A 22348-nucleotide genomic window follows, 5' to 3' on the forward strand; every position below is an offset into this window, starting at 1 on the left:
AATAAGGTTATTGCGCCATGCCCTTGATACCCAATCCCCCTCCGATTGTGTCCCTTATCACTACCTCGAAACTTGAGCAGCTACAGCAACGGTTCAAGCAAGACCCTGTCCTTGATGTCATCCAGAAAAACCTGCCCGACGCGTTTACGCAGGCCTCGCTTCAAGCGCGCAAAGACTATTGTGCCGCGCTGTTGGCAAGCCGGCAGGCCAAGGACGCGTTGAAGCAACTGTTCAAGCCACTAAAGGGGCTCTCTGAATTTGCCGAGCCCTTGTTACGTCAGGCGCTGGATGCCCGGTTCGGTCCGGGTCTGGACGTCAGGAAAGATACGTTGTTTTATCCCACGCTCACCTCCGACGGGGCGACAGGACCGTCTACCCAGCTAACGCTGCTGGAGTCAGCGTTGCATAACTTCGAACGCAAGGAATCCGTGGCGGGATTCTTTCTGTCGAGTGCCGCGATCCTCGACAGCAAGGGCGAAGTTCACCCGAAGGGGATCAAGCCAGAACAATTCGCTGACCTGTGCCGACACCTGAATCTGGGGCGTAAATACCTGGACCACCTGCAAAGCGTGCTCGAACCGGACTCCGCACCGGACGATGCTCCGGACGCCGCCCGATTCAATGCCCGGGCAACATTCATTGCCAACGACAAAGCCGACATGGAAGTCTGCGCTCGCGCCGCTGCCATGAAAAAAACCATTGGCCAGGCGGCATGTTCGGCAGTGATAGCGCTGGCCCGGCAGCAACCTGAGCCGCAGTTCGATGGCCACCTCATGTGGTTGAAATGCCTGACGATGTTTGGGGTCGAGATACAGCGGGTGTTATTGATCACGCCACAACGTACCTGGACGACGACGCAAGTCCCCATTCTCCTGTACATCCCACAGGACCCTGTCAATCCGCTGAAGGAATACGGGTCCATGACCGAGTTGGAGGACGATCTTCGGACGCGCTTGATGGACAAATCCTACCAGGCGTTTTTCGCCCAACTCATCGGCGAGCGTAACAGAGCAGCGTTCTTCACCCGGTTGAACACACATCTTTTTCCACTGGCGCCCATCGATGGAGACATGTTTACCCAAGGACTTTGGCATCACGCCGCCGATCCCAAGGCAAACCTGGTACTCGACACCGACGTCATTAAAGAAGCTCCGTTCAGCAGGATGCACAGGCAGCAGCTGTTTTTGTTGAAGGACAATGCGCGATTCCTGGCGGTGCCTACCGAAGAGGAGGACGCGAAAAGCCGTCAGGAGCGGCTGGATTATTGGATGAGCATTGGCATGAACATCCTCAATGCCGCCTCGTTTGTGCTCCCCGCACTGGGCGCGGTCATGATGGTAGATTCGACGATGGAATTGATCGGAGAGGTGTATCACGGTCTTCAGGACCTGAGCCACGGCGATATGGACGAGGGTCTTGATCACCTGATGGACGCCGCTGGACAGATTGCTTTCATGGCGCTGCTGGTTGCGGGACACCAAGTGCCGGAGCCCCCGCCAATCAAGAGCAACAACTTTGTGGGTAAGGTCATCCCGATCACGCTCGATAACGGGGAGACCCGGCTCTGGAAGCCTGACCTGACACCTTTTCAATCCAGGACGGTGCTTCCCGAAGGTGTCAGCCCTGATATCGACGGTGTGGTTGAACACGATGGGAAAAAATACCTGACCATCGACGACCAGCGCTATGAGGTTCAGCACCATGAACCGCTGAATAAGTGGGTGATCAAGCATCCGAACGAAAACCATCCTTTTACCCCCACGCTCGAACATAACGGTGTCGGTGCGTTCTGGCATGAGGGTGAAATACCGCAACAGTGGGCGAAAGATAAATTATTCAAACGCCTTGGCCATTCTGTATCGGGCCTGTCCGACACCGCTGCCGAGCAGATACTGGCCGTTGTCGATGTCGACGAATCACTGCTGCGCCGGGTTCATGTGGAAAATGCGGTCCCGCCGGGGCAACTGCGCGATACGGTCAAGCGATTCCAGTTGGACGCGACGCTTGAAACCTCCATTGAGGAACCTGGCAGCACACGTTCAGAACGGTTCGAGCAGCTGTACAACGCCAGTGAAGTCACGACGGACCCACTTGCGCAGTTGATCCGTCGTGACTTCCCGACCATTCCAGCGGCAGTGGCAGAGGATCTGGTTGCCACCCTGACTTCCGCTGAGCAACAACTGATGCTGGAAACCGGTCGAATACCCTTGCGTATTGGCGAAGCGGCTGCCTGGCAGCAGAAGCAAACGCGACTGAACAGGGCTATCGAAGGTTTCTATCTGAAGTCTGTGGCCAATCCCGATACCGAAATCCTGAGCCTGCACCTGCTGGAAAAATTGCCCGGCTGGTCTGATCAGGTGCGTTTTGAGATTCGCCAAGGCACCCTCCGAGGATCGTTACTGGACAGCATCGGCGATCCACAAGCGTCCGAACTCAAGATCCTGGTCAAATCCAACGGTCGCTATCAAGCGTTCGACGCCGACGGTAATGAACTCAACAGCGTTCCCAAGGACGGCAATAATCTGTGCGCCTCGGTGCTGCATGCGTTGCCAGATGAACCTCGTCGCGCCATCGGCCTCCCGCATGTCGCACAAGGCCCCGAATTGAATGCCACGCTTGCGACGCTGGCCGCCGGTGACCGTGGACAAGCGTCACGTATTCTCGGCATACGCAAGGGACCGCTGAAGTTCAATATGCCCAAACGCATGAAACAGGGGCGTCTGGGTTATCCCCTGAGCGGCACGGGCAAGCTTGCCGGGTTTATCAGTGACGATCACTTGCTGGACAGGATCGGCTTGCTTGAGCTGGACACTGTGACTGCGCCGGAAGTGCTCACGGGCATGCGCAACGAAGGATTGTCCAATGCGGACATCAATGCACGGTTGGACGTGCTGCAGGAAGAACATCAGGCTCTGCGCTTCAGCCTGGACCAATGGACGTTGGCGTCGAGCGCGTTACCGGAATTGAGCGCAGCGCGCGCCGTCAGCAGGACTCGAATTGCTGAAGCGATCATGCATCATTGGCAAGCCAGCAGTGTATTCGTCGTCGGTGAGGCACCTGTCACGTTTCGCCTTGAGCACGTAGCGTTGGGAGATTTTCCTGCACAGTTGCCGGACTTTTTCTACAGTCGGATCGAAAGGTTGGAGTTGTTCGACACGGTGCGCAATCTGCACGAAATCCCTTTGTCAGAATGGAATGGGGTCGAACAAACACTTGAGCGTTTTTTGAGCAGGTTTGCGCACATAACCTCACTCGACGTCAGCAGACCTGTCGCAACCGGCTATCGATCACCAGGTTATTTAGAACTCCCGCGCATTGTATCGACCAGCCTTCCGCGCCTCAGAACACTGAACTTGATCAACCAGGACTTGACCATTAGCCCGATGGCCCTGGAGGCCTTGAATGGCCTTCAGGACCTCGAACGGCTGGACTTGAGTGGTAATAGTCTCGAATTACTCAATGAAATGACACAGTTCCCGATTCATCGGAATCTCCAGCGCCTCGGACTGGATCGCACCGGTACTAACTGGCCTTTTTGGCTCAATGATCGATTGCCTGGGCGTATCGGCGAACTTTCACTGAACGATAACCCTATCTCTGTCTTGCCTGATCGCATCGTGAGCAATCAGCTCGACTCGTCAGGCCGTACGCTTATTTCGTTGCAACGCAATCAATTGTCGCGTGCCACCCGCATGGAGATTTTCCTGGGTGAAGCCAGGACCGGCAGCTCGTTCAGCTACCACCTTGATATGCCTGTTGAACTTCAAACGCAGATGAACGTGCTGTTGCGGGAACAGGCAGAACTGGAAAGTGCATTGCGCGACTGGACAGACGCGTCGGGGTCCGGCGCACCTCTGGACGAGAACGTGATGCTGGGCAGGCGAGAAACAAGCGCAGTGCTGATCAACCACTGGGGCCGGGCGGTCTCGGGACGAGCCCCGCTTGCAGTGGTGATTGAATCGTCTCCGTTGGCCGACTTTCCTCAATTTTTGCCCGAGACCTTCTACCGCAATGTCAGCAGCCTATCGCTACAGGAGGTGACGGCCGACGTAGAACAATTGAATGGGTTTCTAAGGCGGTTTCAGCAGATAACCAGTCTGGAGCTCATCGAACTTTCTCCCCGCTTGGTGACGCCTCCGTGTGCGCTGGCTGAACTTCCGAACCTGTTAGAGCTGGACCTGATCAATCAGGGGATGATGATCGACCAAAATGCCATGGATTTTTTCGCTAGCCTTCCAAGGGTTCAACATTTGAATTTGAGTGGCAATCGACTCGGTCCGATAACGAATACCTCCGTTTTGGGACGCCACCATTGGCGGTCTCTGATGCTGGACAACGCCGGGATACAAAGCTGGCCTGAGTGGCTCACCGAGCTGGTTCCGGGAAACATAAACTCGTTGTCCCTTAACCGAAATCAAATAACCGAGCTACCGGCAGCAATTTTAGAGAACCCGCGCAACGATTGGGCGCATACCGAGATCTCCCTGGAGAGTAATCCGCTGTCGCGTGAATCCATGATCGCCGCCCACGCCCGTGATCATGGTTCCTATAGATCCTTCAGTTTCTATATGGACTTGCCTGAGGATATCCAGGCCATGCCCATCGACAGGACGGAGTCTGGGGTTTCCGACTCGGATACGGATACGGAGTCTGATTATGATTCTGATGCCCCAGTCCATGGGCATGGGCGGGTGGGCGGCGGTATTGCGGGGCGTCCTGTCGTTGAGCCGTGGCTTGTGGGTACCGCCGAAGAGATCGCCGATCATCGCGTGGTGTGGGAACAGCTCGAAACGGCTGCCGATGCGCCAGCGCTTTTGGCGTTGGTCAATCGTCTGCGAGAGTCTGCGGATTTCCTCCGGGCGCGTGATGCGCTGACCCCGCGTGTCTGGTATGTGCTGGAGGCGGCTGCACAAGACCCGGAGCTGCGCGGGCTGCTCAATGGCATGGCGCAGGACGAGGACATCGCCAATCCAACCTGCGCAGACGGCGTTCGGCTGGAGTTCAACCAAATGGAAGTTCGGGTCTTCACCCGTCGCTCACTTCGGGATATCCCGGACGCCGAGCGAGGACAGACACTCTATGGGCTCATGCGGCGGTTATACCGTTTGAGCGAAGTCGATCGCCTTGCGGTTACCAATACCCGTGGCCGGGATCAGGCGGAAGTACGCCTGGCCTACCGCTTGGGCTTGGCCGAGCGGCTGGATTTGCCCCTGCCACCTTCAAGCATGCTTTATAGAAACGTTGCCGGGGTAAACGCCGACGAACTGGCCACCGTTCAAGGCGAGGTGATGGCAAACGAGAGCGGCCCGGGGCTATTGGACTATGCGGCAAACAGGGATTTCTGGACCGACTGGCTTCGAGAAACGTACGCCCCGGAATTCGCGGAACTTCAGGAGACGTTCGATCAGGAGCGGTCACGCCTGGAGGATGACTTCCCTGAACTGAACGACGAGTATCTGGAACGGGCAAAACGATTGCTTGAGCAGAAAGAAGAGAAGGATCGAAACCTGATAAGGCAATTGACCAACAACGCAGGACTCAAGTACGACTGACAATACGCCGCGCCACCCGCTCTCTGTCTGTGTGACAGAGGGCGGGTGGTCCGTCCGGCCTTGTCGTTGGCAACCCGTCAAATACCTCTGATAGAATCGCCAACCCCTTTGCCTGTCAGCCACCATGCAAGAAACACCGTCCCCCGTCAGCAGTGAAACACCCACGGCGACCGGTATCCAAAAGCCTTGGTTCGTCTATCTGGTGCGCGCCGCCAACGGCTCGCTGTACTGCGGCATCAGTGATGATCCCCAGCGTCGCTTCGCCGCCCATCAACGCGGCAAGGGCGCACGGTTTTTCTATTCCAGCCCTGCGGTGGCGCTGGTGTATATCGAAGCGTGCTGCGATAAGCGTGAAGCCTTGCGTCAGGAGCGTTTGATCAAACAATTGAAGAAAAGCGCGAAGGAAGCGCTGGTGTTGAGCGCGGTTGCTCATCCATCGGCGTGATGTCCGCTTATCAGGCTGATCGGGTAGGCTCACAGGGCACAGGCAGGTAAGCTGAAGACTTTCCATCTGAAGGGCGGACCGAACATGACAGAGCTGATCCTGCACCATTACCCAGCCTCGCCGTTTTCCGAAAAGGCCCGTTTGATGCTGGGCTTCAAAGGGCTGTCGTGGCGTTCGGTGATGATCTCACCCGTCATGCCCAAGCCTGACCTGACGGCGTTGACCGGCGGTTATCGCAAAACGCCGGTGCTGCAGGTGGGGGCAGATATCTATTGCGACACAGCGTTGATGGCCCGCCGTCTGGAGCAGCAAAAAGCCTCACCCACATTTTTCCCCGAAGGCCAGGAATTCACCGTGGCCAGCTTCGCCGCCTGGTCCGACTCGATCATGTTCCAGCATGCCGTGAGCCTGGTATTCCAGCCCGAATCCATAGCGCTGCGTTTTGCCAAAGTGCCGCCTGAGGTGGTCAAAGCCTTCATCGCCGACCGTACCGAGTTGTTCAGTGGCGGCACCGCATCACGCCTGACGCTGGAGCAGGCAACGCATCAATGGCCCACCCTGATGGCCCGTCTGGAGCTGCAACTGGAACGCAATGGCGATTTCCTGTTTGGCGAGGCCTCGATTGCCGACTTCTCCCTTGCCCACACCCTGTGGTTTCTCAAGCAAACACACGTCACCGCACCGTTTGTAGATGCCTACCCGGCGGTGTCGACGTGGTTGAATCGAGTGCTGGGCTTCGGTCATGGTGCGTTCAGCGACATGAGTGCCACCGATGCGCTGGAGATCGCTCGTAACGCCACGCCCGCAGCGCTGCCGGACGAGGTCTTCGAAGACCCGAATGGCTTTACCCTAGGTCAGAAAGTGGCCATCTCCGCCGTCGACTACGGCGTCGATCCAGTGGAAGGCGAGTTAGTCTTTGCGGGTCGTGAAGCGCTGATCCTGCGTCGAGAGGACGAGCGCGCCGGTGTGGTGCATGTGCACTTTCCGCGCTTTGGATTTCGGATCGAGGCGCGCTGATACAGGGGATCGCATTCTGTAGGAGCAACCGGGGCGCGCAGTCTTGTTGGCGAGAGGCTTGGCGCGGTATGCCTGATACACCGCCTCGCCAACAAGGCTGCGCGTCCCGGTTACAGGTACTACGCGATCACTTCAGCGCCGCCAATATCGCCTCTTCACTGAATCCCCTGATCAACGTGCCATTCACGTCGATCAGCGGGATGCCACGTCCGCCCAGCGTTTCATAGGCCTTGCGGCCTTCGGCTGATTTCTCGATATCGAACTCTTTGTACGGGATGCCTTTGCTGTCGAGGAAGCGTCGGGTCTGTTTGCAGTAGCCGCACCAGTCGGTGGCGTAAAGCGTGACCCTGGCCTGCGCCTGGGTATGCATCGCTGCGGCGGAGGAGGGGTTGAAGAAGTGTTCGATCTTGCCCCAGTTCTGGTAGGCCACAACCACCAGCATGATCAAGACGAACTTCTTCAGCGTACGTACGAGCATGGGGGCTTAGCGCCGCTTCAACTGATCGGTGAGTTGGGTGGGCAGACCTTTGATGATCAAGGTGCCAGCCTCTTCGTCGTACTCGATCTTGTCGCCCAGCAAATGGGCTTCGAAGCTGATGGACAGGCCTTCTGCTCGGCCAGTGAAGCGACGGAACTGATTCAGGGTGCGCTTATCCGCCGGGATCTCCGGAGACAGGCCGTAGTCCTTGTTGCGGATGTGTTCGTAGAAGGCGCGCGGACGTTCTTCGTCAATCAGCCCTGAAAGCACTTCCAGGCCCATAGGCTCACCGATCTTGCTCTGGCTGCTGGCGTAGTCCACCAGTGTCTTGGTTTTCTCCCGGGCGGATTCTTCCGGCAGGTCTTCGCTTTCCACGAAGTCGCTGAACGCCTTGAGCAGGGTGCGGGTTTCGCCGGGGCCATCGACCCCTTCCTGGCAGCCGATGAAGTCGCGGAAATACTCTGAAACCTTTTTCCCGTTCTTGCCCTTGATGAAGGAAATGTACTGCTTGGATTGCTTGTTGTTCTGCCACTCGGAAATATTCACCCGTGCGGCCAGATGCAATTGGCCCAGGTCCAGATGGCGCGACGGCGTCACGTCCAGCTCGGCGTTTACCGCAACGCCTTCACTGTGGTGCAACAGGGCGATGGCCAGGTAGTCGGTCATGCCTTGTTGGTAGTGGGCAAACAAGACGTGGCCACCCACCGAGAGGTTGGATTCTTCCATCAGCTTTTGCAGGTGCTCGACCGCCACACGACTGAACGCGGTGAAATCCTTGCCGCCGTCCAGGTATTCCTTCAGCCAGCCGCTGAAAGGGTGCGCGCCGGACTCAGCATGGAAAAACCCCCAGGCCTTGCCTTGCTTCGCGTTATAGCTCTCGTTGAGGTCCGCCAGCATGTGCTCGATGGCTTGCGACTCAGCGAGTTCGGAGTCACGCGCATGGAGGACTGCCGGCGTACCGTCGGGTTTTTTGTCGATCAGGTGGACGATGCAATGACGGATCGGCATGGGCTTCTCGGCTGGGGTAGACGGAGGATGAAGCGCTGCGTTGGAACCGGCGCTCAATTCAAAGTCGCGCAGTGTAACGCACCTTGGGTACTGTCATAACGCTGCGCAAGCGCCCTGTTTTGGTCTGAATCGGGTGTTTCCCCTGTATTTTTAACGCTCTAACCCTCTAAAGCTGACCAAATGGGTAGGTAGGTGCGGATATTTGATCGTCTCTGTGCTAGTTTTGCCCGGTCTTGCGCACTTGAAGGGCGCTAAGCATGCAGTTTGTACGCGTCAGGTCGAACCAAAGCCCGGTTTCAGTATCTACATTTCGCGATTAATCGTGGCTGCTACTGGAGGGCCGGATTCATTGTCTGGCCCCAGGCCGATGCCGCATTCTGCAATCCACATGAATTTGATAGGGAAGGAACACCACCATGGCTCTGACTAAAGACCAATTGATCGCCGATATCGCTGAAGCTATCGACGCGCCAAAAACCACCGCGCGTAATGCTCTTGAGCAATTGGGCCAAATTGTTGCTGACCAACTGGAAAATGGCGCTGAAATCACTTTGCCAGGCATTGGCAAATTGAAAGTGACCGAGCGTCCAGCTCGTACCGGCCGTAACCCGTCGACGGGCGCAGCCATCGAAATCGCTGCCAAAAAAGTCATCAAATTCGTACCTGCTAAAGCGTTGACCGATTCGGTTAACAAGTAAGCCGAAACTGCCTTAAGGGCAGTTTTTACTTGCTGTAAAAAAGCCGTGCTCCGGATCACTCCGGGCACGGCTTTTTCAGGCCTGCGGTAAACACATCCAGCGTGAACTCAGCTTTTGGCCGATGCCCAGCGCTCCAGGCGCCATGCTTGCTGCTGTGCTTTGTCGAGGAACGTCCAGGCAACGAAGCGGCTCTGCTTCTGGCCTTGGGACATTTCCACCACGTGGCTTTCCACAACCCCGGCTTTTTTCAGCGTGCTTTGAATCGAGGCCAGGTTGGAGGCCTTCGACACCAGCGTGCTGAACCAGAACACCTGCCGTGGTACCTGCTTGCTCTCGTTGATCAATTGCGTCACGAAGCCAATTTCGCCGCCTTCGCACCACAGTTCCTGTGACTGCCCACCGAAGTTCAGGACGGGCAATTTGCGCTTGGGGTCTGCTTTGCCGAGGGCGCGCCATTTGCGTTGACTGCCGCGTTGCGCTTCGTCGATCGACGCGTGGAACGGCGGGTTGCACACGCTCAGGTCGAAACGTTCGTCGCTGCGCAGCAGGTCCAGGAGGATATGCGTGCGATTGCTTTGCAGGCGCAGGCTGATGGCTTTGCTCAGGCCATTGGACTTGACGATGGCGGTGGCGGCGGCGACGGCGGTTGGATCGATTTCCGAGCCGAGGAACTGCCAACCGTAGTCGCTGTGACCGATCAATGGATAGACGCAGTTGGCGCCCATGCCGATGTCCAATGCACGAATAGAGGCGCCGCGCGGGATAACGCCGTCGTTGCTGCTGGCCAACAGGTCAGCGATGAAGTGCAGGTAATCGGCACGCCCTGGAATCGGCGGGCACAGATAATCCGCCGGGATATCCCAATGGGCAACGCCATAGTAGGACTTGAGCAGGGCGCGGTTGAACACCCGCACGGCAGTCGGGTTGGCAAAGTCGATGCTTTCCTTGCCATACGGATTGATGACCACGAATTCGGCCAGTTCCGGGCTGCTTTTGATCAACTGCGCAAAATCGTAACGGCCTTGATGGCGGTTGCGTGGGTGCAGGGTCGCTTTTTCACGGGGCTCTGCGGGTTTGCTGGGTGCTTTAGGTGTGCGTGGCGCTGTCATGGGAGGTCAATTCTGTGAAGTGTAGGCGTAGCCCTGTAGGAGCTGCCGAAGGCTGCGATAAGGTTGGAACAACCTTCGCTTATTTAAGACCACGACCGCTTCGCAGTCGATCGCAGCCTTCGGCAGCTCCTACAGGGTGCCACTGGCTCGCTCGCGAGCCAGTCGTGCTTGTCGCCCTTACAAACTGGCGATACGTGCGTGTTGCTCAGCCAGCTTGCCCAGTGCCTGTTCGGCTTCGGTCAGCTTGCTGCGTTCTTTGGCGATGACTTCAGGCGGTGCTTTGTCGACGAAGGCAGCGTTGGACAGCTTGCCGCCGACACGTTGCACCTCACCTTGCAGGCGCAGGATTTCTTTGTCCAGGCGCGCCAGCTCAGCGGCTTTGTCGATCAAGCCAGCCATTGGCACCAGCACTTCCATCTCACCCACCAGCGCGGTAGCGGACAGTGGCGCTTCTGCGCCCTCAGCCAACACGGTGATGGATTCGAGCTTGGCCAGTTTTTTCAACAGGTAATCGTTTTCGGTCAGGCGACGCTGATCTTCTGCACCGACGTTCTTGAGGAACAATTGCAGCGGCTTGCCTGGGCCGATGTTCATTTCCCCACGAATGTTACGGGTGCCGAGCATCAGGCCCTTGAGCCACTCGATATCGCCTTCGGCGGCCTGATCGATACGTGCTTCATTGGCCACTGGCCACGGTTGCAGCATGATCGTCTTGCCCGTCACGCCAGCCAGCGGCGCGAGGCGCTGCCAGATTTCTTCGGTGATGAAGGGCATGAACGGGTGAGCCAGACGCAGCGCGACTTCCAGCACGCGAACCAGGGTGCGGCGGGTGCCGCGCTGGCGCTCGACCGGTGCGGTTTCGTCCCACAATACCGGCTTGGACAGTTCCAGGTACCAGTCGCAATACTGGTTCCAGATGAACTCGTACAGCGCCTGGGCCGCGAGGTCGAAGCGGAACTGGTCGAGTTGACGGGTCACTTCGGCTTCGGTGCGTTGCAATTGGGAGATGATCCAGCGATCTGCCAGCGAAAGCTCTACAGCTTCGCCGTTCTGGCCGCAGTCTTCGCCCTTGTCCAGAACGTAGCGCGCGGCGTTCCAGATCTTGTTGCAGAAGTTGCGATAGCCTTCGACGCGGCCCATGTCGAACTTGATGTCGCGGCCGGTGGAGGCCAGCGAGCAGAAGGTGAAGCGCAGGGCGTCGGTGCCATAGCTGGCGATACCGTCGGCGAACTCGTCACGGGTCTGCTTTTCGATCTTTTTCAACAGTTTCGGCTGCATCAAGCCGGTCGTGCGCTTCTGTACCAGCGCTTCGAGCTCGATACCGTCGATGATGTCCAGTGGGTCAAGGACGTTGCCCTTGGACTTGGACATCTTCTGGCCTTGGCCATCGCGTACCAAGCCGTGTACGTAGACGGTCTTGAATGGAACCTGCGGTGTACCGTCGTCGTTCTTCACCAAATGCATGGTCAGCATGATCATCCGGGCGACCCAGAAGAAAATGATGTCAAAACCTGTGACCAACACGTCGGTGGGGTGGAAGGTCTTGAGGGCTTCGGTTTTTTCCGGCCAGCCTAAGGTCGAAAAGGTCCACAGACCCGAGCTGAACCAGGTGTCGAGAACATCGTTGTCCTGTTGCAGCGCGATGTCCGGACCCAGGTGGTGCTTGGCACGCACTTCGGCTTCGTCGCGGCCGACATAGACCTTGCCGGACGCGTCGTACCAGGCGGGAATGCGGTGGCCCCACCAGAGTTGACGGCTGATGCACCAGTCCTGGATGTCGCGCATCCACGAGAAGTACATGTTTTCGTACTGCTTGGGCACGAAGGCGATGCGGCCATCTTCCACGGCGGCGATGGCAGGTTCGGCCAACGGCTTGGTGGAGACGTACCACTGATCGGTCAGCCACGGCTCGATAATGGTCCCGGAGCGGTCGCCCTTGGGCACTTTCAGCGCGTGGTCATCGACGCTCACCAGCAAACCCATTTCATCGAAGGCGGCGACAATGTGTTTGCGCGCTTCGAAACGGTCAAGGCCGGCGTAGGCGGCAGGCAGGGTGCCGTCCACCTGATCATTGAGCTTGCCGTCGATGTTGAACACTTGCGCGACAGGCAGGACAGCGGCGTTTTTATCGAAAATGTTCAGCAGCGGCAGGTTGTGGCGCTTGCCGACTTCATAGTCGTTGAAGTCGTGGGCTGGAGTGATCTTCACGCAGCCGGTGCCGAATTCAGGATCGCAATAATCGTCAGCAATGATCGGGATGCGGCGACCGACCAGTGGCAGCTCGACGAATTTGCCAATCAGGGCCTTGTAGCGCTCGTCTTCCGGGTTCACCGCCACAGCGGCGTCGCCGAGCATGGTTTCCGGACGCGTGGTGGCGACGACCAGGTAATCCAGGCCATCAGCGGTTTTAGCACCGTCAGCCAGAGGATAACGCAGGTTCCACAGGTGACCTTTCTCGTCGTGGTTTTCCACTTCCAGATCGGAAATCGCCGTGTGCAGCTTGGTGTCCCAGTTGACCAGACGCTTGCCGCGATAGATCAAGCCGTCTTCATGCAGGCGCACAAAGGCTTCTTTGACTGAGTCGGACAGGCCATCGTCCATGGTGAAGCGCTCACGGCTCCAGTCCACGGATGAACCCAGGCGGCGAATCTGCCGGCTGATGTTGCCGCCTGACTGATCCTTCCATTCCCAGATTTTTTCGAGGAATTTTTCACGGCCCAGGTCGTGACGGCTCAAGCCTTGAGCTTCGATCTGACGCTCTACCAGCATCTGCGTGGCGATACCGGCGTGGTCGGTGCCCGGCTGCCACAGGGTGTTGCGACCCTGCATGCGGCGGAAGCGGATCAGGGCGTCCATGATCGCGTTATTGAAGCCGTGACCCATGTGCAGACTGCCGGTGATGTTCGGCGGCGGAATCATGATGGTGTATGAGTCACCCGCGCCTTGCGGAGCGAAATAATTCTCGGCCTCCCAGGTTTGGTACCAGGAAGTTTCAATGGCGTGCGGCTGGTAGGTCTTATCCATGCGCGGCGGGACCCTATAGGCATTAATTCAGGAAAGCCGACAAGTATAGCGGGGATGGACAGCGGGGCGTAGAGCGAGGCGATGGTGGGCGGCAGAAAAGTGCGTTATAGCCGCTTCGCGAATGAATTCGCTGCTACACAGGATTTATGTCCACAAGCGAATTCGTTCGCGAAGGCGTCAGGTCAGACGCCGCAACACTTCAGGCCTGATATTGACTCAACAACCGTTCCATCCGCGCATCGAGGCGGCGCTTGATCTCGGTTTCGATATGCGGTGCGAAGTCATCGATGACGTCTTGCATGATCAATTGCGCAGCGGCACGCAGTTCGTTGTCCAGATGCAGCACGGCATCCGGATTGGCGCTGGCGGGTTGCGCGGCGGGAGGTTCGGGTGTCAGGGTCGGAATGTCCGCTTCGTCGATATCGGTGTCATCCGCTTCGGCGTGTACCGCCGCCTTGGCGCCCACCATGTCAAACAGCAACGGAATCTGAATGTCGCTGGCGACGGTGTTGGTCAGCAACGGCGGTTGCAGGGAGCTATCGCCGAGCAATTGGCGGATCGACTCGAGGTCATCCAGCAAATGCGCGGAGTCTTTCAGGGGGTTGGAAGTATCCATCGTATGCTCAGAGACGCTGTAACCGGTGATCTTGCAGAGGATAGCCTTGTTCACGATAGAAGCGGAAACTCTCTCGTGCGGCCTGACGGATTGCCGGGTCTTCTACCACGACTTCCGCCACGCGGGCAAAACGCTTGAAAAAATCGGGGATGCGCAGGTCCAGATTGACCAGCAGATCCTGATGCGGCCCAGGGTTATCGCCCACGCCTAAAACGACGGGAGCATCCTGATCGTCTTCCGCAGCGCCATGGGGCACGAAACTTTCGCCCTTGAAGCGCCACAAGCGGGCGTCGAGGTCGTCGCGCTGGGCTGCATCGCTGCAATGGATGTACACCCGATGACCCAGGCGCCAGGCTTTTTCGCTGAGTTTGCAGGCGAAGTCCAGGCGCGCCAGAGGATCAGCGCTGGGCAGGATATAAAAGTCGACTTGAGTCATGTCAGTTCCAAGGCGCAGGGCGCGTCAGCCAGTCGGCCGACACGCCCATGGGCGTTTACACGCCAGCGCGGTCGAGCAGGTATTGAGTCAACAGCGGAACCGGACGGCCGGTGGCGCCTTTGTCCTTGCCGCCGCTCAGCCATGCAGTGCCAGCGATGTCCAGATGCGCCCAGTTGTAGGCCTTGGCGAAGCGTGACAGGAAGCAACCGGCAGTGATCGAGCCGCCTTTTGGGCCGCCAATGTTGGCAATGTCGGCGAACGGGCTATCAAGTTGCTCTTGGTACTCATCGAACAACGGCAATTGCCAGGCGCGGTCATCGGCTTGTTTGCCAGCGTCGAGCAGTTGGCCGATCAGCGTGTCGTTGTTGCCCATCAGGCCCGAGGTGTGGCCGCCCAGTGCGACGACGCAGGCGCCGGTCAGGGTAGCGATGTCGATCACCGCTTGTGGCTTGAAGCGTTCGGCGTAGGTCAGGGTGTCACACAGCACCAGACGGCCTTCGGCGTCGGTGTTGAGGATCTCGACAGTTTGACCGCTCATGGTGCTGACGATATCGCCCGGGCGAGTGGCGTTGCCGCCAGGCATGTTCTCGGCACACGCCAGCAGGCATACCAGGTTGATCGGCAGTTTCAGCTCAAGCACCGCACGCAGGGTGCCGAACACACTGGCGGCACCGCACATGTCGAACTTCATTTCGTCCATGCCCGCAGCAGGCTTGATGCTGATGCCGCCGGTGTCGAAGGTGACGCCCTTGCCGACCAGTACGTACGGTTTTTCGCTCTTTTTGCCGCCCTGATAGTTCATCACGATCAGGCGAGGTGGTTGTTCGCTGCCCTGAGCCACGGCCAGGAAAGCGCCCATGCCCAGTTCCTTGAGCTTCTTCTCATCGAGGATGTCGATTTTGAGATTTTTGTGTTCCTTGCCCAGCGCTTTCGCTTCTTCGGCCAGGTAGCTTGGGTGGCAGACGTTGGGCGGCAGATTGCCCAAGTCGCGGGTGAAGGCCATGCCAGTGGCGATGGCGGCGGCGTGAGTGGCGGCGCGCTCGGTATCAGCCTGGGTGGTCTTGGCCGTCAACAGGGTGATTTTCTTCAGAGCACGGGGTTCGGCTTTCTGGCTTTTGAAACGATCGAATACGTATTCGCCATCGGCCAGGGTCTCTACCAGCAGGCGCGCTTTGCCGTAGGTGTCGCGATTCTTGACAGCTATATCATCGAGGGCGAATACGGCATCGCTGCCACCCAGGCCTTTTAGTACGTTTAGTGCGCCGATGACGACTTTGCGGAACTGACGGTCAGATAATTCGTCTTCTTTACCCACACCCACCAACAGCACGCGTTCGGCTTTGAGGTTGGGCAGGGTGTGCAGCAACAGGCTTTGGCCGACTTTGCCAGGCAGATCACCACGTTTGAGAACCGCACTAATCGCGCCGCCGCTGAGGGTGTCGAGTTTTGTCGCAGCGTCGCTGAGTGTGCGGTCTTCTGTGACTGCGACCACCAGCGTGGCGGTTTTCAAGGTTTCTGGACTAACGCTCTTTACAACAAATTCCATGTCGGGGTCCCCGAATAAACTGTGAGTTTTCGCAGAATAAGTGACCTGCGCAGCCACAGAGAGGTGTCTCGAATCTGTGGCGCCTGCTACAAGGCCCGCAGTTTGACCCTGACGCACGGACCCTGACAACCCTTCGCTTGATCCGTTTACAGGCAGTCCGGGCGTTGTCGTCTCGTGCGTATCAGCCTTCTAAGGAGAAGGCGCAGTGACAGGGACCCTCAATCACAGGATAATGCCGCATATTTTTTAGGCGGTCGCTTCTGCGAGCCGGTAATCATTGTGGCTGATTCGCTTTCTTTGTCTGGCCGCCTACGCCTGACAACCCTGGAGTGCCTGGTTTGATTGTTTTTCGTTATCTGTCCCGAGAAGTGATGGTTACCTTGAGCGCGGTCAGCGCGGTGTTGTTGGTAATCATCATGAGCGGACGCTTCATCAAATACCTGGCTCAAGCCGCATCGGGAGCCCTCGACCCTGGTGTTCTGTTCATGATCATGGGCTTTCGTATGCCTGGCTTCATGCAACTGATCCTGCCGCTGGCCTTGTTTTTGGGCATTCTTCTGGCTTACGGTCGGCTTTATCTTGAAAGCGAGATGACTGTCCTGGCCGCCACCGGCATGAGCCAGCAACGTTTGCTGTTGATCACCATGGCGCCAGCAACCGTGATTGCGCTGCTAGTCACCTGGCTAAGCCTGGGGTTGGCGCCGCAAGGTGCTGCGCAGGTTTCTATGATCGTCAACCAACAAGACGCGTTGACCGAGTTCGATACGCTGGTACCCGGCCGCTTCCAGGAGCTGCGCGACGGTTCGCGGATCACTTACACCGAAACGCTTTCAGACGACCGCGCTCATCTGGGTGGGGTATTCATCTCCGAGAAACGCACGTCCCAGAACGGGGCCAAGGATCAAGGGATTTCCGTGCTGGTCGCCGAGAAGGGACATCAAGAGGTCAGGGCTGATGGTTCCCACTATCTGATTCTGGAAAACGGTTACCGTTATGACGGCAACCCCGGTGAAGCCAACTACCGCGCCATCAAATACGAGACCTATGGCGCCCTGTTGCCAAAACCCGCGATCAGCGAGGAGATTACCGACCGCGAGTCGATTCCGACCCGTGATTTGTTCGGCAGTGATAATCCTCGCTACAAGGCTGAGTTGCAGTGGCGGCTCGCGCTACCGGTGCTGGTGTTCATCGTGACATTGATCGCGGTGCCGCTGGCCAAGGCCAATCCGCGTCAAGGGCGTTTCCTCAAGCTGCTTCCGGCGATTCTGCTGTATATGGCTTACCTGACCATTTTGATTGCTGCTCGCGGTGCGCTGGAGCGGGGCAAAATTCCAATGGCCCTGGGCCTTTGGTGGGTGCATGCGCTGTTTCTGGGCATTGGCTTGTTATTGCTGTATTGGGAGCCTCTGCGGCTGAAGGTGGCGAGTCGCCGCCGCGCGCAGGAGGTGGCCCGTGGTTAAAATCGACCGCTACATCGGCAAGAGTGTTTTAGTCGCGATCCTTGGCGTGCTCGGGGTCATTCTGGGGCTGGCGTCGCTGTTTGCATTCATCGATGAAATAAACGACATCAGCGACACCTACACGTTGGTCGATGTTGCTTCCTTCGTGTTGCTGACCGCGCCACGGCGTGTCTACGACATGTTGCCGATGGCGGCGCTGATCGGCTGTCTGGTTGGCCTTGGCAGTCTGGCCAGCAGCAGTGAACTGACCATCATGCGCGCAGCGGGTGTGTCTATCGGGCGTATCGTCTGGGCGGTGATGAAGCCGATGCTGGTGCTGATGATCGCTGGTTTGCTGGTGGGCGAGTATGTTGCTCCGCCCGCTGAAGACCTGGCTCAGTCCAACCGCGCCCTGGCTCAGGGCAGCGATGAATCGCAAACGGGCAGGTACGGTGTGTGGCACCGCCAGGGCGATGAGTTCATCCACATTAATACCGTGCAACCCAACGGGGTGCTGTACGGCGTGACCCGCTATAGTTTCGACGATCAACGGCACATGCAGTCCGCAAGTTTCTCGAAGAAGGCGAAGTTCGAGAATGATTCATGGGCCCTGGAAGACGTGACCACGACGCTCTTCCACACTGACAGCACTGAAGTCGTCAAAAGCCCGACTGAACATTGGGGCGTGTCCCTCAGCCCACTGTTGCTCAGCACGCTGGTCTTGCCGCCGGACTCGCTGTCGATCACTGGCTTGTGGAGTTACACGCATTATCTTGCGGATCAGGGTTTGAACAACGGCCGTTACTGGCTGGCGTTCTGGACCAAAGTCCTGCAGCCGCTGGTTACAATGGCGCTGGTATTGATGGCGATCTCGTTCATCTTCGGCCCATTGCGCTCGGTGACCCTGGGTCAACGGGTGTTCACCGGGGTGCTGGTCGGATTCACCTTCCGCATTGCCCAGGACCTGCTTGGGCCGTCGAGTCTGGTGTTCGGCTTCTCGCCGCTGTTCGCGGTGCTGGTGCCGTCCGGGATCTGTGCCGTGGCCGGGGTCTGGCTGCTGCGTCGGGCAGGGTAGAAAGAAGACAGACAAAAAAGCCGACGTCGAGTCGGCTTTTTTTCGTACGTGAGTTCATCCAGCGTCACTGCTTCTTGCGCTTGGGCACCTGTACCAGTTGGCTGTCGGAATATATGTCATGCCAGCTGCGCTTCTGCTTATCAAACAACATCCAGAAAAAGCCCAGCCCCACGCATAGCCACGAACCAATCGCGACCACGAAGCGCAATAGCGCCTGCCACAGGCTGATGCCAGTGCCGTCGTTGTTCTGCACGCGAATGCCCCATACCTGCATGCCGAGTGTCTGGCCTGAATGGGTCCAGAACTTGGCGAAGAAGCCGAACAGCACAAACACCAGGATTGTTGAAAGCAGCGGATCGCTGTCCAGCGACCCGGACTCGGTCAAGGCGCGTAATTTGGCCTCACCGATAAAAGCCATCAGTATCAGCTTGTAAATAAAGGTGGTGACCATCAGCAGGGCGATGCACAGCAGGGTGTCATAGAGCATAGCCGCAAGGCGATGACCCAGGCCCGCAACGGGAAAGTCGCCTTGTGGACGCAGCAGGTGTTTCGACATGACGGGCTCTCGGTTGCAAAAAAGAACCCATTTTACGGAATCCCAGCCATAAAAAAGCCCCTGATGTCAGTATCAGGGGCTTTTTTACATGAGGCTACTCAGGCTTCGGCTTGAACTTCATCCGCCTGCAAGCCTTTTTGGCCTTGCACTGCAACGAAGGTCACTTTCTGGCCTTCTTTCAGGCTCTTGAACCCGTTGCCCTGAATAGCGCGGAAATGGACGAACAGATCCGGACCGCTCTCTGGAGTGATAAAACCAAAACCTTTCTCGTCGTTAAACCACTTGACGGTACCGTTCTGACGATTCGACATTTTCTTTTTCCCTGGACCTTGAATTGATGGCAGCCCCTTTCACTTGAAAGAGTACTGGGCTGGTTGCGGGAAGAAGAACGTTGAGCGGGATGTAGCAATACTTAGAGCTACTGCCCGGGTCCCAGTTCAAGCGACCCATGCAAACACAGTTGAGAAACTCTACGCTAACCTCAGCAGAAAAAACAAGCCCTTCAAAGACCCGGTTTCAGGCGCTCTCCGGGCTGTTTGAAAAGATTTACCGATAGCGCGTGATCGATAGTTTTTTACCCGTTTACGGTGTTATGGATAGCGTAAACGGTGGACTAACCACGCCTTTAGCCACGGTAGTAACGTTGCGCAACAAACGGCATTTTACTGACCCGCATCGGCACTTTCTTACCCCGTACAATGGCCCAGACTTCGCTGTCCAGCGCGGTGTAAGCGCTGTCCAGGTAAGCCATGACCAGAGGCCCTCCGAGGCTTGGGCCAAAGCCGCCGCTGCTGACCGTACCGATGGTTTTGTCGTTGGCATCAACAATTTCTGCACCTTCACGTACAGGCGTACGTTCCTGCGGAAGCAGGCCGACACGTTTGCTGCTCACACCGGCTTGCTGCTGAGCGAAGATCTGCTCTGCACCCGGGAAACCCCCTGCGCGCGCGCCATCGGCACGCCGAACCTTGGAGATCGCCCACAACAGGCTGGCCTGGATCGGCGTGGTCTCAGTGTTCATGTCGTGGCCATACAGGCACAGGCCTGCTTCCAGGCGCAACGAGTCACGAGCACCGAGGCCGATCGGTGCGACTTCTGGCTCGGCCAACAGGCGACGGGCCAATGCGTCGGCTTGATCGGCGGGAACCGAGATCTCAAAACCGTCTTCACCGGTGTAGCCGGAGCGGCTGACATAGCAGTCGGCGCCGAGCAACGTCACCTTGGCAAACTGCATGAACGTCATTTTCGCCACTTCCGGGGCCAGACGAGCAAGGACAGTCACCGCCTCGGGGCCTTGCAGGGCCAGCAGGGCGCGTTCTTCGAACAACGGGTGGATGTCGCACTGACCGGCCAGGTGCTGTTGCAGGTGTGCCAGGTCTTGATCCTTGCACGCGGCGTTGACCACCAGAATCAACTCGTCGTTGCCGATGTTGGCGACCATCAGATCATCGAGAATGCCACCGCTTTCATTGGTGAACATCGCGTAGCGCTGCATGCCTACGGGCAAGTCGATGATGTCGACCGGCACCAGGGTTTCCAGGGCCTTGGCGGCGTTGGCGCCGGTCAGGCGAATCTGGCCCATGTGCGAAACATCGAACAGGCCAGCGTGAGCGCGGGTGTGCAGGTGCTCTTTAAGCACGCCAGCGGGGTATTGCACGGGCATGTCATAGCCGGCGAACGGCACCATTCGGGCACCTAGTTCGCGGTGCAAAGCGTGCAGCGGGGTGGTTAAAAGCTGTTCGGTGGACATTCATGGCTCCTTGGGTTTTTCCCAGCTTTCGCTTTGTAGAGGAGCGAAAGCAGTCGATTTCGTGAGGCTGTTTTTAGCACTCGATAATGTTCACGGCCAGTCCGCCTCGGGCGGTTTCCTTGTATTTGCTCTTCATGTCGGCGCCGGTCTGGCGCATGGTGCGGATCACTTTGTCGAGGGAGACAAAGTGCTGACCATCGCCGCGCAACGCCATGCGTACGGCATTGATCGCTTTAACCGAACCCATGGCGTTGCGCTCGATGCAGGGCACCTGCACCAAGCCACCAATCGGGTCGCACGTCAGACCGAGGTTGTGTTCCATGCCGATTTCGGCGGCGTTTTCTACCTGCTGGACATTGCCGCCCAACACTTCGCATAACGCCCCGGCCGCCATAGAGCAGGCCACGCCGACTTCGCCCTGACAGCCGACTTCGGCGCCGGAGATCGAGGCGTTTTCTTTATAGAGAATGCCAATTGCGGCCGCCGTGAGGAGAAAGCGCACCACTCCGTCTTCATTGGCACCGGAGATAAAGCGCATGTAGTAATGCAGTACCGCCGGGATAATGCCCGCCGCGCCGTTGGTGGGTGCGGTGACAACCCGGCCGCCGTTGGCGTTTTCTTCGTTGACTGCCAGGGCGTACAGGTTGACCCAGTCGAGCACCGACAGCGCATCGCGCAGCGCCGCTTCCGGGTTGTTGCACAACTGACGGTGCAACGCTGCGGCCCGGCGTTTGACCTTCAAGCCGCCCGGCAAAATGCCTTCATTGCGGCAACCTGCTTTTACACAATCCTGCATGACCTGCCAGATGTTCAGCAGGCCTTTGCGGGTTTCCGCTTCCGGGCGCCACGCAGCTTCGTTGGCCAGCATCACCTGGCTGATCGACAGACCCTGTGCGGTGCAATGGCCCAGCAAATCCTTGGCGCTTTTGAACGGGTAGGTCAGCGGCGTGCTGTCTTCGACGATCCGGTCAGCGCCGGCGGCGTCTTCATCGACGACAAAGCCACCGCCGACCGAATAATATTCGCGGCTACGAGTCTGCAAGCCGGCGGCATCGAAAGCACGGAAAATCATGCCGTTTGGATGGAACGCCAAGGGTTTGCGGATCATGGCCAAGTGTTGTTTTTCGATGAACTCGATGCTGTGTTCACCGAGCAGGTTCAGGCGCTGACTGCTGCGAATCTGTTGCAGGCGCGCAGCGATAGTTTCGGTATCGACGGTGTCTGGGTGCTCGCCTTCGAGGCCCAGCAGCACGGCTTTGTCACTGCCGTGGCCTTTGCCGGTAGCACCCAGTGAGCCATACAGCTCGACCTTGACGCAGGCCGTTGTCGCAAGCAAGTCGTCACGGCGCAGACCTTCGGCGAAGCGAGCTGCAGCCCGCATCGGGCCCACGGTATGCGAACTGGAGGGACCGATACCAATCTTGAACAGGTCAAACACGCTCAGAGACATGGTGCACTCCATTGTTTTTGTTGTTGAGCCGTTCGCAGGTAAGCCTGCTCCCACAAAATTTGAGTGATCCCCACTCTGTGGGAGCAGGCTTGCAACTACGCGTCCCGCTGCGAACGGCGATAGATCAGGCACCGCCTAAACAGGGGCCA

The 22348-nt window shown here is 57.9% G+C and carries 17 protein-coding genes; 6 read left to right on the plus strand and 11 right to left on the minus strand.

Annotated elements, in window-relative coordinates; genetic code table 11:
* Positions 1-17 precede the first annotated feature (17 nt).
* From AC1ME2_RS19585 to AC1ME2_RS19595, 3 genes are all read left to right on the plus strand, one after another.
* Entirely contained in the window at positions 18-5552 is a 5535-nt protein-coding gene (locus AC1ME2_RS19585) for an NEL-type E3 ubiquitin ligase domain-containing protein (RefSeq protein WP_480436061.1), read from the plus strand.
* 124 nt (positions 5553-5676) lie between these two features.
* Positions 5677-5997: a GIY-YIG nuclease family protein gene (locus tag AC1ME2_RS19590; protein ID WP_480436062.1), complete on the plus strand. Its 321-nt coding sequence runs from the start codon at positions 5677-5679 to the stop codon at positions 5995-5997.
* 84 nt (positions 5998-6081) lie between these two features.
* Positions 6082-7014 (plus strand): glutathione S-transferase family protein, encoded by a 933-nt coding sequence (locus tag AC1ME2_RS19595; RefSeq protein WP_480436064.1) that lies wholly within the window; start codon positions 6082-6084, stop codon positions 7012-7014.
* Between the two features lie 127 nt (positions 7015-7141).
* On the opposite strand, the gene AC1ME2_RS19600 is transcribed toward AC1ME2_RS19595, so the two are convergent.
* Both AC1ME2_RS19600 and yejK read right to left on the minus strand, forming a co-directional pair.
* Entirely contained in the window at positions 7142-7492 is a 351-nt protein-coding gene (locus AC1ME2_RS19600; RefSeq protein ID WP_480436065.1) for a glutaredoxin family protein, read from the minus strand.
* 6 nt (positions 7493-7498) lie between these two features.
* Entirely contained in the window at positions 7499-8500 is a 1002-nt protein-coding gene (gene yejK, locus AC1ME2_RS19605) for a nucleoid-associated protein YejK (protein WP_480436066.1), read from the minus strand.
* 416 nt (positions 8501-8916) lie between these two features.
* On the opposite strand from yejK, the gene AC1ME2_RS19610 reads away from it, so the two are divergent.
* Complete coding sequence (locus AC1ME2_RS19610) at positions 8917-9198, plus strand: HU family DNA-binding protein (RefSeq protein WP_480436068.1); 282 nt, start codon at positions 8917-8919, stop codon at positions 9196-9198.
* A gap of 107 nt (positions 9199-9305) precedes the next feature.
* On the opposite strand, the gene rlmF is transcribed toward AC1ME2_RS19610, so the two are convergent.
* The 5 genes from rlmF to AC1ME2_RS19635 form a co-directional block, all read right to left on the minus strand.
* A complete protein-coding gene (gene rlmF, locus AC1ME2_RS19615; RefSeq protein ID WP_480436069.1) occupies positions 9306-10307 on the minus strand; it encodes a 23S rRNA (adenine(1618)-N(6))-methyltransferase RlmF in 1002 nt (333 codons plus the stop codon).
* A gap of 177 nt (positions 10308-10484) precedes the next feature.
* Complete coding sequence (locus AC1ME2_RS19620) at positions 10485-13331, minus strand: valine--tRNA ligase (RefSeq protein ID WP_480436070.1); 2847 nt, start codon at positions 13329-13331, stop codon at positions 10485-10487.
* A gap of 199 nt (positions 13332-13530) precedes the next feature.
* On the minus strand, positions 13531-13947 hold the full coding sequence (locus tag AC1ME2_RS19625; RefSeq protein WP_480436073.1) for a DNA polymerase III subunit chi: 417 nt from the start codon (positions 13945-13947) through the stop codon (positions 13531-13533).
* Positions 13948-13954: 7 nt separating this feature from the next.
* Entirely contained in the window at positions 13955-14383 is a 429-nt protein-coding gene (locus AC1ME2_RS19630) for a DNA polymerase III subunit chi (protein ID WP_480436074.1), read from the minus strand.
* Between the two features lie 55 nt (positions 14384-14438).
* Positions 14439-15929, minus strand: coding sequence for a leucyl aminopeptidase (locus tag AC1ME2_RS19635; protein WP_480436077.1), 1491 nt, complete (start codon positions 15927-15929; stop codon positions 14439-14441).
* 338 nt (positions 15930-16267) lie between these two features.
* Here AC1ME2_RS19635 and lptF point away from each other — a divergent pair, with 338 nt between their 5' ends.
* Both lptF and lptG read left to right on the plus strand, forming a co-directional pair.
* Positions 16268-17389: an LPS export ABC transporter permease LptF gene (gene lptF, locus AC1ME2_RS19640; RefSeq protein ID WP_480436079.1), complete on the plus strand. Its 1122-nt coding sequence runs from the start codon at positions 16268-16270 to the stop codon at positions 17387-17389.
* Positions 17382-18443 carry an LPS export ABC transporter permease LptG gene (gene lptG / locus AC1ME2_RS19645; RefSeq protein ID WP_480436081.1) on the plus strand — a complete coding sequence of 354 codons (1062 nt, stop codon included), beginning with the start codon at positions 17382-17384 and terminating at the stop codon, positions 18441-18443. Before lptF ends, lptG begins: the two co-directional genes overlap by 8 nt.
* Before the next feature lie 64 nt (positions 18444-18507).
* Here lptG and AC1ME2_RS19650 read toward each other — a convergent pair whose 3' ends face one another.
* From AC1ME2_RS19650 to AC1ME2_RS19665, 4 genes are all read right to left on the minus strand, one after another.
* Complete coding sequence (locus AC1ME2_RS19650) at positions 18508-18999, minus strand: RDD family protein (protein WP_480436082.1); 492 nt, start codon at positions 18997-18999, stop codon at positions 18508-18510.
* Between the two features lie 98 nt (positions 19000-19097).
* Positions 19098-19310 (minus strand): cold-shock protein, encoded by a 213-nt coding sequence (locus tag AC1ME2_RS19655; RefSeq protein ID WP_480436085.1) that lies wholly within the window; start codon positions 19308-19310, stop codon positions 19098-19100.
* A 314-nt stretch (positions 19311-19624) separates the two neighbouring features.
* Complete coding sequence (gene gcvT / locus AC1ME2_RS19660) at positions 19625-20749, minus strand: glycine cleavage system aminomethyltransferase GcvT (RefSeq protein ID WP_480436087.1); 1125 nt, start codon at positions 20747-20749, stop codon at positions 19625-19627.
* A gap of 73 nt (positions 20750-20822) precedes the next feature.
* The gene (locus AC1ME2_RS19665; protein ID WP_480436088.1) at positions 20823-22199 is read right to left on the minus strand and encodes an L-serine ammonia-lyase; all 1377 of its coding nucleotides are present in this window, start codon (positions 22197-22199) and stop codon (positions 20823-20825) included.
* Positions 22200-22348 lie beyond the last annotated feature (149 nt).

It is taken from the genome of Pseudomonas sp. ASL9, assembly GCF_056680335.1.

Excerpts from the sequence above, each read along its gene's own strand:
- AC1ME2_RS19585 (WP_480436061.1), top strand. The coding sequence starts at position 18 with ATGCCCTTGATACCCAATCCCCCTCCGATTGTGTCCCTTATCACTACC.
- AC1ME2_RS19590 (WP_480436062.1), top strand. The coding sequence starts at position 5,677 with ATGCAAGAAACACCGTCCCCCGTCAGCAGTGAAACACCCACGGCGACC.
- AC1ME2_RS19595 (WP_480436064.1), top strand. The coding sequence starts at position 6,082 with ATGACAGAGCTGATCCTGCACCATTACCCAGCCTCGCCGTTTTCCGAA.
- AC1ME2_RS19600 (WP_480436065.1), bottom strand. The coding sequence starts at position 7,492 with ATGCTCGTACGTACGCTGAAGAAGTTCGTCTTGATCATGCTGGTGGTT.
- yejK (WP_480436066.1), bottom strand. The coding sequence starts at position 8,500 with ATGCCGATCCGTCATTGCATCGTCCACCTGATCGACAAAAAACCCGAC.
- AC1ME2_RS19610 (WP_480436068.1), top strand. The coding sequence starts at position 8,917 with ATGGCTCTGACTAAAGACCAATTGATCGCCGATATCGCTGAAGCTATC.
- rlmF (WP_480436069.1), bottom strand. The coding sequence starts at position 10,307 with ATGACAGCGCCACGCACACCTAAAGCACCCAGCAAACCCGCAGAGCCC.
- AC1ME2_RS19620 (WP_480436070.1), bottom strand. The coding sequence starts at position 13,331 with ATGGATAAGACCTACCAGCCGCACGCCATTGAAACTTCCTGGTACCAA.
- AC1ME2_RS19625 (WP_480436073.1), bottom strand. The coding sequence starts at position 13,947 with ATGGATACTTCCAACCCCCTGAAAGACTCCGCGCATTTGCTGGATGAC.
- AC1ME2_RS19630 (WP_480436074.1), bottom strand. The coding sequence starts at position 14,383 with ATGACTCAAGTCGACTTTTATATCCTGCCCAGCGCTGATCCTCTGGCG.
- AC1ME2_RS19635 (WP_480436077.1), bottom strand. The coding sequence starts at position 15,929 with ATGGAATTTGTTGTAAAGAGCGTTAGTCCAGAAACCTTGAAAACCGCC.
- AC1ME2_RS19650 (WP_480436082.1), bottom strand. The coding sequence starts at position 18,999 with ATGTCGAAACACCTGCTGCGTCCACAAGGCGACTTTCCCGTTGCGGGC.
- AC1ME2_RS19655 (WP_480436085.1), bottom strand. The coding sequence starts at position 19,310 with ATGTCGAATCGTCAGAACGGTACCGTCAAGTGGTTTAACGACGAGAAA.
- gcvT (WP_480436087.1), bottom strand. The coding sequence starts at position 20,749 with ATGTCCACCGAACAGCTTTTAACCACCCCGCTGCACGCTTTGCACCGC.
- AC1ME2_RS19665 (WP_480436088.1), bottom strand. The coding sequence starts at position 22,199 with ATGTCTCTGAGCGTGTTTGACCTGTTCAAGATTGGTATCGGTCCCTCC.